At 60.3% G+C, this 12899-nt stretch carries 8 protein-coding genes and 1 tRNA gene; 7 read left to right on the top strand and 2 right to left on the bottom strand.

The features are described 5' to 3' along the window. Positions 1 to 109: 109 nt before the first annotated feature. Positions 110 to 183, top strand: a tRNA-Met gene (locus tag NW853_RS12175). 207 nt (positions 184 to 390) lie between these two features. Here NW853_RS12175 and ilvB read toward each other — a convergent pair. Next, positions 391 to 2217, bottom strand: coding sequence for a biosynthetic-type acetolactate synthase large subunit (gene ilvB / locus NW853_RS12170; protein ID WP_414334131.1), 1827 nt, complete (start codon positions 2215 to 2217; stop codon positions 391 to 393). A gap of 177 nt (positions 2218 to 2394) precedes the next feature. Here ilvB and NW853_RS12165 point away from each other — a divergent pair, with 177 nt between their 5' ends. Further along, complete coding sequence (locus NW853_RS12165; RefSeq protein ID WP_414349134.1) at positions 2395 to 4023, top strand: phospholipid carrier-dependent glycosyltransferase; 1629 nt, start codon at positions 2395 to 2397, stop codon at positions 4021 to 4023. Positions 4024 to 4133: 110 nt separating this feature from the next. Continuing rightward, positions 4134 to 5198 carry a Gfo/Idh/MocA family oxidoreductase gene (locus NW853_RS12160; protein WP_414334108.1) on the top strand — a complete coding sequence of 355 codons (1065 nt, stop codon included), beginning with the start codon at positions 4134 to 4136 and terminating at the stop codon, positions 5196 to 5198. A gap of 250 nt (positions 5199 to 5448) precedes the next feature. Here NW853_RS12160 and NW853_RS12155 read toward each other — a convergent pair whose 3' ends face one another. Then, the gene (locus NW853_RS12155) at positions 5449 to 7290 is read right to left on the bottom strand and encodes a transglutaminase domain-containing protein (RefSeq protein ID WP_414334110.1); all 1842 of its coding nucleotides are present in this window, start codon (positions 7288 to 7290) and stop codon (positions 5449 to 5451) included. Between the two features lie 217 nt (positions 7291 to 7507). On the opposite strand from NW853_RS12155, the gene NW853_RS12150 reads away from it, so the two are divergent. From NW853_RS12150 to NW853_RS12135, 4 genes are all read left to right on the top strand, one after another. Next, complete coding sequence (locus NW853_RS12150; protein WP_414334112.1) at positions 7508 to 8344, top strand: sulfite exporter TauE/SafE family protein; 837 nt, start codon at positions 7508 to 7510, stop codon at positions 8342 to 8344. 245 nt (positions 8345 to 8589) lie between these two features. Beyond that, a complete protein-coding gene (locus tag NW853_RS12145) occupies positions 8590 to 10647 on the top strand; it encodes a GspE/PulE family protein (RefSeq protein WP_414349133.1) in 2058 nt (685 codons plus the stop codon). 154 nt (positions 10648 to 10801) lie between these two features. Then, positions 10802 to 11944 (top strand): type IV pilus twitching motility protein PilT, encoded by a 1143-nt coding sequence (locus NW853_RS12140; protein WP_414334116.1) that lies wholly within the window; start codon positions 10802 to 10804, stop codon positions 11942 to 11944. A gap of 171 nt (positions 11945 to 12115) precedes the next feature. Continuing rightward, positions 12116 to 12899 (top strand): type II secretion system F family protein (locus NW853_RS12135; protein WP_414349132.1); only part of this gene is annotated, 784 nt, incomplete at its 3' end.

The following is a 12899-nucleotide window of genomic DNA, read 5'->3' as shown; positions in this document are numbered from 1 at the left end:
GTTGACACTCCCACAGCTTGGCCGGGGAGTTCCCACGCAGTCCGGTACCCAGTCTCCCGAGGTGTAGGCTTGCCGGCTGACTGCTGAAGGGGCTAAGCTAGAAGAACGGCGCGGGGTAGAGCAGCCTGGTAGCTCGTCGGGCTCATAACCCGAAGGTCACTGGTTCAAATCCAGTCCCCGCTATACGTAATCTCTTGCTTGATAGGCTCAAGCGCAGTGGGCCTGGTAAGCACTCTGTGCCACCACCTCTAGGCCCTCTTCCAGAGGTCAGGGATCAGCCTGATATTTGATTTAATTTTGATAATGACCACGAAAGGCGGCGGTTAAACAACGGCGGCCCTTCTCAGAGGGATCCCACCCTCCTCGACCCAATGGCCAGGCCCGCCGGCTCTAGAGCTTGGTGCCGCACTCGGCGCAGAACTTGTGCAGGCTGGGGTTTTTGGCGCCGCAATTGGGGCAGTAGATGAGCTCGGCGGCCTGTTCCAGTTGCCGCTTTTCCGGCAGCCCAATCATCTGGTAGTTGGCTTTGCCGGCAGGCACCATCGGGTAGCAGTTCTCATCCCGCTTGACCACAAAATCGGCCAGCACCGGCCCCTCGTGGCGCAGCATCTCCTGGATGGCATCGTCCACTTGATCGGGGTGATCGACGCGCATGCCCTTGACGCCAAAGGCTTCGGCCAGCTTGACAAAATCCGGCATGCCCGGAGCCATATCCGAGTGGGAGTAGCGCTCGCCGTGGAAGGCCTGCTGCCACTGGCGCACCATGCCCTGCCAGCCATTGTTGATGATGGCCACCTTGGTGGCAATGCCGTACTGGGCCACCGTGCCCAGCTCCTGCATGTTCATCTGAAAGCTGGCATCGCCGCTGATGCAGATCACCTCGGCGTGGGGCAGGGCCACTTTGACCCCCATGGCCGCTGGGAAGCCGTAGCCCATGGTGCCCAGGCCAGAACTGGAGATCCACTGGCGCGGCCCGTTGCGCAAAAACTGCGCCGCCCACATCTGGTGCTGGCCGACATCGGTGGTGTAGTAGGCATGGGGAGCGTGGCGACGAAACGCATCGATCACCTGCTGCGGGGCGATCACACCCTCATAGCGGGGCACCTGCAGGGGGTAGTCCTGCTTCCAGCGCTCGATCCGCTCCAGCCAAGCCTGCGTCTGGCCAGGGGTGTGGGGCATTTTGCTCAGTTGCGCCAACAGCTCCACCAGGACGGTGCGCACATCTCCCACAATCGGCACGTCCGGAGCGCGGTTTTTGCCCACCTCTGCCGGGTCAATGTCGATGTGGATCACCTTGGCGTGCTTGGCAAATTCGTCCAGCTTGCCGGTTACGCGGTCGTCGAAGCGGGCCCCCACTGCAATCAGCAGGTCGCACTCGGTAACGGCAAAGTTGGCGTAGGCAGTGCCGTGCATGCCCAGCATCCCCACCGAGAGGGGATCGTTCTCATCGAAGGCCCCCTTGCCCATGAGGGTGGTGGTCACCGGGATCTGATAGGTGTGGGCCAGCTCGGCAATCTCCGCATGGGCACCGGAGATGATGGCCCCGCCGCCCACGTAGAGCAGGGGACGCTTGGCCTGCAAAATCAGCTTGGCCGCCGCGTGGATCTGGCGCGGGTTGCCCCGCACCGTGGGCCGGTAGCCGGGGATATTAACCTCAGTGACCGGCTGGTAGTCGAACTCTTCCAGGCCCACATCTTTGGGAATGTCGATCAGCACTGGCCCTGGCCGCCCGGTGCCGGCAATGTGAAAAGCCTCGGCCACAATCCGAGACATTTGGCGCGGATCCCGCACCACGTAGGAGTGCTTGACGATGGGCAGGGTGATGCCAAAGATGTCGGTCTCCTGAAAGCCGTCGGTACCGATCAAATGGCGGGGCACCTGGCCGGTGATCACCACCATGGGCACAGAGTCCATCATGGCGTTGGCGATGCCCGTCACCAGGTTGGTCGCCCCTGGCCCCGAGGTGGCGAAGCACACCCCCACCTTGCCGGTGGCGCGGGCGTAGCCATCGGCAGCATGGGCCGCGGCCTGTTCGTGGCGAACTAGAAAATGTTTGAGCAGCCCCTGAGATTCGGCTTTGTAGAGCTCGTCGTAGACGGGGAGGATGGCTCCCCCCGGATAGCCAAAGATGTGCTGCACCCCGTGCCGGTGCAGGCTGTCCACCAACGCATATCCACCCGTTGCCACGATGTCTTCTCCCCACTGAGATGACCGGATGTCAAGCGCCCACTCTCAGGAGAGCCGGCGTAGACAAAGCGGCCAGAAGTTGGCCAACTTTGGTATTTGTATTCAACTCCACAGTCTAGCAGCGGTTTGCTCTCAAATCGCTCAGATTTTCACGGTCGGCTAAAGTAACACTGGGGATCCCCATCGTCGTCTTGTTTGCTGCTGCCCATGACTTCCAAACCAACTCCTTCTCCCAGCGATCCAGAGCTGGCAAGGTCGGAAAGAGACGAGCTGCTGCCGGGTGGTAGGCGGGCCGCTGGCACTTCTTCTGCTGAGGTAGAGACTGTTGCTCCTGCTTTGTCCGGCGTCGGGTCAGAGGGATCGCGACGGTGGCTGCTATGGGGGGCGCTGGGGATCTTTCTGGTGGGCCTGGGGTTGCGCCTGTGGCGGCTGGACGAGTTTCCGGCTCCGGTGTTCGACGAGGTGTATTTCCCCAAGTTTGCTCAAAATTATCTCGACGGCGAGCCTTTCTATGATGTGCATCCCCCCCTCGGAAAATACTTCATTGCCCTCAGCATTCAGGTGTTTGGCCGCAATGAGTGGGGGTTCCGCTTCGCCACCGCTTTTTGTGGATCCCTGATCCCCTTGTTGCTGACGGGCTTGGCCTACCGCCTCACTTACCACGTGGGCTTTGCCCTGTTGAGCGGGAGCCTGCTGCTCACGGATGGAGTGTTTCTGGTGGAATCCCGCTTTGGCCTGATCAACGTGTATCTGGTGGCCTTTGGGCTGGCGGCCACCATTCTGCTGCTGAGCGGTCTGGAGCGCCAAGGTTGGCAACGGGCCGTCCACTTTGCCGGCTCTGGGATCCTGTTGGGAGCGGCAGCTGCGGTGAAGTGGAATGGCCTCTGGTTTGCCTTCATGTTTGCCCTGCTGGGGATCCTCGTCTGGGGGGTGATCTGGCTGCGCCCGCAGTGGATCCCACGATTGGGCATTTTGATCCAAATCCGCCATCTGCGCTGGTGGCACTATGCGTTCTGCTTCGTCCTCGCCCCGCTGGCCTTTTATGCCATCCAGTGGATCCCCCATCTGCAGCTCAACCCGCAGCAGGGGCTAACCCTGGATTGGAGCTGGACGGGCATCCAGAATTATTTCCGATCCCTGGTGCTCATCAACCAATCCGTTTACGGCGGGCACCTGCATGCCGATCTCGTGGTGGATGAAAACACCCCTGTTCACCCCTACTGCTCCACCAGCTTGCGATCCCTGGTGGCTTGGTTCCCCGCCTTGCGTCCTTGGCTGACCACGCCCTTGGCTTCGGCGGGGGCCTGGTCCTGGCCGATCCTGGGCCGTCCCGTGGCCTACTACTTCAGCAGTCAGGGCGACCTGTGGCGAGCGGTTCATGGCCTGGGCAATCCCTGGCTGTGGTGGCTGGGGACGGGATCCATCTTGGTGCTCGTCTGGCGGGGGATCCGTCGCTTCCACGGCCTGGAAGCCTTCATTTTGATCGGCTACGCGGCCAATTACCTGCCCTGGTTTCGAGTTAGCCGCTGTGTTTTTATTTACCACTACATGAGCGCTCTGGCCTTTAGCACTCTGGCCCTGGCCTGGCTGGTGCTGCTGGGCTGGCAGAGTTATCGCCGCTTCTGGCGCGGGACGAGTATCACGGCAGTAGCCTTGGTTTTGGCATCTTTTCTCTTTTTTTCCCCGCTTTGGTTTGGCCTTCCCCTCAGTCCCGGCGGATTTTACGCCCGCATGTGGTTTCGCCCCACGCCGACCCCGCTCTTTTGCTTTAGCCCCCAGGCCTGTGAGCGAGCACCCCTACGCCTGCCACCCGTCCCCGGCCTGAACTGGATTTGAGAAAGGCATGGTAAGCTTTGTGAAGTTCGTTTCGTGAAATGCTGCCCGCTGTTACCAAAAAATAGGGTATGGTTCGCGAAACCCTTGTGGTGGAGGTATGTGGAAACGTCATGGACCGATCCTGCCCGAGTCCTGCCAACTCTCCCCGCCGTCCACCGGCCTATACAGGGCAAGCTGTCCCGGTTGGGGTAATCGGGGTCGGCAACATGGGCCAGCACCACACTCGCGTGTTCAGCTTGATGAAGGATGTGCGGGTCGTGGGGGTAGCCGATATCAATGTGGAACGGGGATTGGATGTGGCCAGCCGCCACCGCGTTCATTTCTATGAGGACTACCGCGATCTGCTGCCCCACGTAGCTGCCGTGGCCATCGCCGTACCAACGGTTCTCCACCACGAGGTGGGCATGGCCTGCCTAGAGGCCGGCGTCCATGTGCTGATCGAAAAGCCCATCGCCGCCAGCATCAGCGAAGCAGAATCGCTGGTGAACCGAGCTGCCGATTGCAACTGTATTTTGCAGGTGGGGCACATCGAGCGCTTCAGTCCCGTTTTCCAGAAGCTGGGCCAAGTCTTGCAAAGCGAGGAGCCGCTGGCTTTTGAGGCCCACCGCCTCAGCCCCTATTCCGACCGCGCCAGCGACGTGTCGGTGGTGTTTGACCTGATGATCCACGACATCGACCTGTTGTTGGAGCTGATCCCGTCTCCTGTGACCCAAATTACCGCCAGCGGCAACCGCGCCTCTAAGTTGGGCTACCTCGACTACGTCACCGCCACCCTCACTTTTGCCAACGGCGTCATTGCTACCCTCACCGCCAGCAAGGTCACCCACCGCAAGGTGCGCAGAATTGCTGTCCACTGCAAAAATGCCTTGGTAGAAGCGGATTTTTTGCACAACGAGATCTCCATCTATCGCCAGGGATCCGCCAGCAGCAGCAGCGACTACGGACAGATGCCCTACCAGCGGGATTGCTTGATTGAGAAAGTCCACACCGACAATATCGACAAGCTCCATGCCGAGCTGGAGCACTTCATTAACTGTGTGCGCGGGGGCAATCAGCCCTCTGTGGGTGGGGAGCAGGCTCTGAAGGCTTTAAAGCTGGCCTCGGAGGTAGAGCGGATTGCTCTGGACGGATGTGCCTGGAGCGAAGCCAAGCCCCGCCGCAGCCTTTTATCTTAGTCCATCCCACCAACAAAGTCATTTCAAGTAGCAATAAAACAGTTCGTTACGTCGTTATTGCTGGGCAACGCTGTCGAGAACGCGCTGCTCCAACTTCCCTCTCCCTTTGGGAGAGGGGGCGGGGGTGGCTGCCGCAGAGCACTTAGGCGGCCTCGCAGTCGATCCCCTCAGAGCGCTTGCCATCCTCAGGCATGAGGGCCAAACCTGAAGATGTGAAACGTGGCAGCTCGGTCCATGCGCGTTCTCCGTTTCAAATTTCTTCTAAGATGCGAAATTGCACATGGTTAATGGCTAGCTCTCCAATCGAGGCTTGATCGGTGTTGATCGTCTCAAACGGGATCCCTTTGGCGATCTCGGCATGGGTCCAGGGCAGGCCCATAAAGTAGCGCTGCGGATAGGGGCGCTCCCCCCGATCGTCGGGGTTTGACTCCATCGGCACCCAACCCCAACCGGGCAGGTAAAACTCGATCCACACGTGGTTGTATTGGGGAAACAGCGGGATCCCTTTCAGTTCGGGGTGGGGAGGACACTTGTAGCGCCCCACCGTGCGGCAGGGGATCCCATTGAGGCGGGCCAAGGCCAGCAGCACCCCCACATATTCGCCGCAGGAACCGGAGCCACGCCGCAAAACCTCATCCGGCGGGTCGATGCGGGAGGTGACCCGGTAGGAAAGCTTGTCGTAGACATAGGCGCGAATGTTAAGCATTTTGCGCAGCAGGTTGGTCTCGCTGCCGACGGCCCGCCGCGCCGCCTCCCGGACAATCGCAGTGTCCATAGCCAGGTAATCATCGTCCACCAAGTAGCGATCCCGCAGATCCGGGGGCACGGCGGCCTCTTCTACATCCAGCGGATCGATGCAGTACTTGATGCTGTAGAGATCCAGCACCGCCCGCCAGCCAAAGAGGCGCACCTCATCGGCCCCCAGGGATCCCAGCGAAAACACCGCCACCTGTTGGCCGGCTTGCTCCTCCAGCTCAAACGGCAGGCCTACCCAGTGGAGGCTGCGCACCCGTTGGCGAGGGCTGTTGCAGGGCAAGGCAATCCGCCAGACCAAATCGGGCAGGGCGCGCGGCTCTTCTTGGGCAATTTCTTCCATATAGGTCAGCTCCACCCGGTAGCCGTGGGAAAGGGTGTAGGTGGCGCGCTCCCCCAGGCGCTGGGGCTGAAAAACCACCGAACAAGCAATGGCGGGATCCGTGGACTTGCTGCTGCTGACCCAAGGGGGGTCTGGGGGGGGATCCAAGGGCCGCAGGCGCAGGGGGGCCACCCAGGTTTTGTTGCGCAAGGCCACCGACAAGGGATCCGGAGCGTTGGGGTTGTCGTGGATATAGGCTTCTTCGTGGGCGTAGGCCACCCAGAGTTGTCCCCGCCAATGGGCCAAGCCGGTCGGCCCAGGAGAAGGGGTGAGGATGCGGGCCAATTCCCGCCCGGTCTGGCGCTCCAGCACGTAGATCGTCTCTTCCACCCGATCGCTCACCCAAAGGTAGTCTCCCTGTACCGCAATCTGTTCTCGGCCAATCCCAGGGGCGGGCATCTCCTGCACAATGAGCCCACGACCGGGATCCAGGTGCAGGAGCTTTTCCCGTTTGTAGCAGGTGGCATAGAGGTGGCGGCTGCCTGTGTGGGGATCGATCCAAAGGGCGATCCCTTCGATGGGGCAGGGGCACCCGCACACTTGAAAGGCTTCCAGGGATCCTGGTTGCTGCAGTGCGGCCATGGGAATGCGCAAGATTTGCCCCTCCTGCTCCCGGCCACGACTCTGTCCCGCTGGCGCGGCCAGCCAGATCCAAGCTTGCTCCCCCTCTGACTCTATCCACAAACCATAAGCACCTTGGAAAGAATGGACGTGATGGGGGTTGAGCAGCAGGGTGTTGTGCTCCTGGATTTCTACTAAATAGCCCCTCACCCGATCCAGGCCCAACAGGCGCTCTCCCCAGGTGGCCAAGCCTTCCAGAGCGACCAACCCCAGGGGTTGTAGAGGAGCTGCAGTTGCCTGTGGCCGCCCAGAGAGGGGCCACCAAGCGGGCTGGGATACCGTGGAATCCGGATTTTTCTGAGCATCCAGATCGCTTGCCGAGTGGATGGCAACCATGGAGGCTTCCTTGCCTGCGAAGAGGCCAGCCTGCTCACGCAATCTACATTGGCAACAGGCCCAGGCCAGTACGACTGCCAACATTGTAGGATGTGCTCCCTTTTGGCTCCACCCCAAGGGATCCCTGGCCGTTTGTGTTGTCTGCCAGTCCTGCCGGGGACAGAGAATGCTACGATGACAAGCATTTTGTTATCAGCAAGGTCGGGAACCAGAAACCATGGAAAACAATCTGGCCTTGGCAGTTGGCGGCCTGGTGGCCGGGATCCTGGCCGGTTTTTTGGGCATTGGCGGCGGCACGATCCTGGTGCCCTTGCAGGTGAGCTTGGGGATCCCACCGGTTCAGGCTGTGGCCACCAGCAATCTTTCCATTGTGATGACCTCGATGGCGGGCAGCGTCCAAAACTGGCGCATGGGCTTGCTGGATCTGAAGCGGGTCATCTGGCTGGGGATCCCGGCGTTGCTCACGGCGCAGGTGGGAGCGAGCATCGCCAGCCGCATGCCCAGCCATCTGCTGTTGGCCGCCTTCGGGGTGTTGCTGCTGGCCAACACTTACCTGGTGGAGCTGCGCAAAACGGTGGCCACCCAAGCCTTGGAGACAGAGTTCTCGCCTGCTGCTCAAGTGCGGATGTCTCCCTGGTTGGCCCGCCTCCTGACCGGTGGCGCTGCCGGCTTGTTGGCCGGACTGTTCGGCATTGGCGGTGGGGTGATCATGGTGCCCATGCAGATCCTGCTGCTGCAAGAGACGATCAAGGTGGCGATTCAAACCAGTTTGGGGGCGATCGTGATCACAGCCGTTGCTGCCACCGCCAGCCATGCGGGTCTCAGCGATTGGATCTGGAATGGGCTGGGGTTTGGGGACGGCACCATCCACCGGAATGTGCGTTGGATCCCAGGCTTGATCCTGGGGACAGGCGGGTTAATCGGTGTGCAGATCAGCACCCGCACCCTGCCCAAGTTGCCCGATGAAACGGTCAGCCTGCTGTTTCGGGGCTTTCTGGCTATTCTTTCTCTCTACATTTTTTGGCAAGCCTGGCAAAGCTACCGAGTTCTGTGAAGCGATCCTGGTCTGCCCCAGCAGTCAGGACAGGAGTCCTGGTTCCAAATTATCCGGCGTCGCTCCCAACCTTCGGGCCTGCAATTTAGGGGGCGAGGTGGTTTTGAATGCCAGTTTAAGCCCAGCTGGGGCATACTAAGCCCAGAGTGGGCGCACAGACCTGCGTGTCTTCGCCGTTGACCCTTGTAGCCTAGTGCAGTGAAATAGAGACATTGATGTAACAACAGGGTGGGTGGCCCAGCAGCATGAACGACCTTCCTACTCCTTTTACTGCTCGTCGTGGTGGCGTCAGCAAGGCCCTGGCCATCGCCAACGCCAGCATCACCCCCTTTGGCCGCAAGCTAAAAGAGCTGGGCTTTGCCGACGACAAGCAAATCCAGGACATTCAAAATGCCCTCAAAGCCAATCGCGAAGGGGGCAGCAAGGCCCTAGCTCTGGTGGTCAAAGAGATTGCCGGCAGAGAGATCACCCCCGACCTGGAGCGGGCCTACAAGCGGCAGCAGCTCTTTGAGCTAAAAATCATCTACGGGATCCCCTCCCTCGACATCGATCTGGAGCCGGTGGAGATCTCGGAGATGATCGGGCTCATCGACTCGCTCTTGCCCCTTGATATTTGCAACCGCTACAAGTTCTTGCCCGTCCGCCGCCAAGACAACCAGGTGCTGGTGGCGATGGTCAAGCCGGATAATCTACAGGCGCTGGACGACATTCAGCGGCGCTTCCGCATCCAGGGGCTGAAGCTGCAGCGGCGGGTCTTCACCCAGCGGGATTTCGAGGCCCTGATCAACCGCTACATGGACGCGCAGGCGGAGCTGTTGGCCATCAAGGGCATCAACGACGCGGCTGCCGCCCAAGAGGAAGAAGAGGTGGTGGTCAACACCGCCGAGATCGACCTGGACAGCATCGAGGATGTGGCTGGGGATGAGGTCGGCGAGGGATCCCTGGAGCAGCAGCTCAAGTCGGCAGACGATGCCCCGATCATCAAACTGGCCAACCAAATCCTGATTAAGGCGCTGCAGGACGGGGCGTCGGACATCCACATCGAGCCGCAGGAAGAATACCTGCGCGTCCGCTTCCGCAAAGATGGGGTGTTGCGGCAGGCTTTTGAGAACTTTCCCAAAAAGATCGTCCCCGCCCTCACTGCCCGCTTCAAGATCATCTCCAACTTGAACATTGCCGAGCGGCGCTTGCCTCAGGACGGTCGCATTCGGCGCGTCTTTAAGGGGCGCAAGGTGGACTTCCGCGTCAGCACCCTACCTTCCCGCTACGGGGAAAAGATCGTGCTGCGCATCCTGGACAACTCCGCCACCCAACTGGGTTTGGATAAGCTGATCACCGACCCGGAGACTTTGGCCAGCTTTAAGGAGATTGTCAGGCGACCCTTTGGTTTGATCTTGGTAACCGGGCCTACCGGATCCGGGAAAACCACCACCCTTTACTCAGCTCTGGCGGAAGTGAACGATCCCGGCATCAACATCAGCACCGCCGAGGATCCCATCGAGTACTCCCTGCCGGGGATCACCCAGGTACAGGTGATCCGCGAGAAAGGCATGGACTTTGCCATGATCCTGCGCGCCTTCTTGCGGCAAGACCCGGATGTCATCCTGGTGGGGGAAACCCGCGACCACGAGACGGCCAAAACCGCCATCGAAGCCTCCCTTACCGGCCACCTGGTGTTGACCACCCTGCACACCAACGATGCTCCCGGTGCTATCGCCCGCTTGACGGAGATGGGGATCGAGCCTTTTATGATCTCCAGCTCGCTGTTGGGGGTGCTGGCCCAGCGCTTGATGCGTCGGGTATGTACCGAGTGTCGGATCCCGTACCATCCCACCGCTGAGGAGCTGGCCCGCTATGGTCTCAGCCTCAGCGGTGATGGGGAGCAGCTCACCTTCTACAAAGCCAACAAGCTCTCCCCCAAAGAGGTGGAACAGCGCAAGGCCACCGGCAAGCCCATCTGCGAGAAATGCGGGGGCGTGGGCTACAAAGGCCGGGTGGGGGTCTATGAGTTCATGCGCATGAACGACCGCCTGGCGGATTTGATCAACAAAGAAGCTCCCACGGAGGTGATCAAAGAAGCAGCGGTGGAAAGTGGCATGAAAACCCTGTTGGCCTACAGTCTGATGTTGGTGAAGCAGGGCCTCACCACGCTGGAGGAGGTGGATCGGGTAACCCTCACCGATAAAGGATTGGAAAGCGAGCTGAAAGCCCGCGCCAAGGCTCTCAGCACCTGCCGCAACTGCGGTGCCGCCCTGCATGTAGACTGGATGGACTGCCCCTATTGCCTGACGCCGAAGTTTTAGAAAACCGGGCTTGTCACTTGACGAGGCTGAGGTGCCGACTATAACAGTCCTAGACAGGGATCCTGTACCGTTGTTTCTTCAACATCGCTTTGGCCGACGGCTCTTTGGATAGATAGCTTTACTGACTTCTACTGACTTTGGAGAACCCAACCCTATGCCCCAACTGATGATCGAAGACTTGATGGAGGCAATCGTCCAGAAGGGCGGTTCCGACATTCATATTTCGGTGGGTTTGCCCCCCTACTTCCGCATCAATGGCGAACTCCAGCCAACAGAGCACGAGCCCCTCACGCCTGAAGAGGTGCAGCGGCTCATCTTCAGCATGTTGAACAACACCCAGCGCAAACACCTGGAGCAGAACTGGGAGTTGGACTGCTCCTACGGCGTGCGTGGGATCGGTCGCTTCCGCGTCAACGTCTATCGTGACCGCGGCACCTATGCCTGCGCGATGCGGGCGCTGGCCTCTGAGATCCCCAACATCGACAAGCTGGGCCTGCCGGATGTATGCAAAGAAGCCGCCCGCCTGCCACGGGGTCTGGTGCTGGTGACCGGCCCCACCGGATCCGGCAAATCCACTACGCTGGCCTCCATGATCGACATGATCAACCGCGAGCGGGCCGAGCATATCCTCACCATCGAGGATCCTATTGAATACATCTACACCCCCATTCGCAGTATTGTTCACCAGCGGCAGTTGGGGGAAGACACCAAGAGCTTTGCCAACGCCCTGCGGGCGGCCATGCGGGAGGATCCGGATGTGATCCTGATCGGGGAGATGCGGGATCTGGAAACCATCCAGTTGGCCATTACCGCCGCCGAGACGGGCCACCTCTGCTTTGCCACGGTGCACACCAGCTCTGCTGCCCAGACGGTGGATCGCCTGGTGGACGTGTTCCCGCCGGAGCAACAGCAACAAATCCGCGTGCAGCTCTCCAACTCCCTCAAAGCCGTCTTCTCCCAGACTCTGGCCCGCCGCCTCAACCCCAAGCCAGGAGAACCGGGGCGGGTGCTGGTGCAGGAGATCATGGTGGTGACGCCGGCCATCGCCAACTTGATTCGGGAGGGCAAGACCGCCCAGATCTACTCGGCCATCCAGACAGGGGGTAAGCAGGGCATGAAGACCCTGGAGCAGGATCTGGCCAACCTCTACCTGCAGGGCAAGATCGACTTCGATACGGCCATGTCCAAGACCTCTCGCCCTGAGGAGTTGCAGCGACTTTTGGGCAACGTCTCCGGGCCATCGCCAGCCGCGGCAGCTCAACACCAGCGGCCCGCAGCGGCTGCCGCCCGTCGCTAAACGCTGGCTCCAGGGATCCCTGGCTGAGAGTTCCTCGCCAACCTCTGGCCGCCGGCCCCATTTGTAGCTAAGCTCTAGCTGAAGAGAGCGTCGGTTTGTCTAAGGTTGCGAGACTGAGCCAAGGGATCCCATTCCGGCGTGTCGAACTAACGATCCAAGCAGGGGTAAGCCATGCCGCGCTACAAGGTTCGGGGGCTAAAGGCCGGTCAGCCGGTGCGCCTGACAGTGGTGGCCAACAACTTGACCGAGGCCCGCGCACGGCTGCGCCGGGAGGGCGTTTTTGCCAAACAGGAAGACATCCAGGAAGAAAAGCCCTTCTTCTCCCTGGATACCTCTTTTGATTTCTCGATGATGGGATCCATCGACATTCGCGACAAGGCGGTGTTCTCGCGGCAATTTGCTGCCCTGATCAACGCCGGCGTGTCGATGGTGCGCTCCCTAACCATTATGGAGGAGCAGACCGGCAACCCCAAGCTCAAGAAATACCTGCGGGCGATTCGAGCGGAAGTGGAGGCGGGGAAGAACCTGTCCGATTCCATCCGCCCTTATCCGGATGCCTTTGACGGCCTCTACTGCAGCATGGTGCAGGCGGGGGAGGTGGGCGGTGTGCTCGACGAGGTGCTCAACCGGCTGGCCAAGCTGCTGGAGGACATGGATCGCCTGCAGAAGCAGATTAAATCGGCCATGACCTACCCGGTGGTGGTGACCATTTTGGCCGTCTTAATCTTTTTGGGCATGGTGCTGTTCATCTTGCCCACTTTTGAGAGCATCTACAACGACTTGGGGGGGGAGCTGCCCGCCTTTACCCAGTTTTTTATCAACATCAGCAAGTTCCTGCGCACCCCCCAGTACAGCTTAGGCCTGGTGGGCTTTTTGGTTGCGGTCTTTTTTGCTTTCCAGCGCTTTTACCGCACCCGCGCCGGCAAGGAGACCATTGATGCTCTGGCCCTCAAGC

Source organism: Synechococcus sp. H55.11 (assembly GCF_047462475.1).
In the GTDB taxonomy this organism is placed as follows: Bacteria; Cyanobacteriota; Cyanobacteriia; order Thermostichales; family Thermostichaceae; genus Thermostichus.
This window is presented reverse-complemented; position numbering and strand designations above follow the sequence as displayed.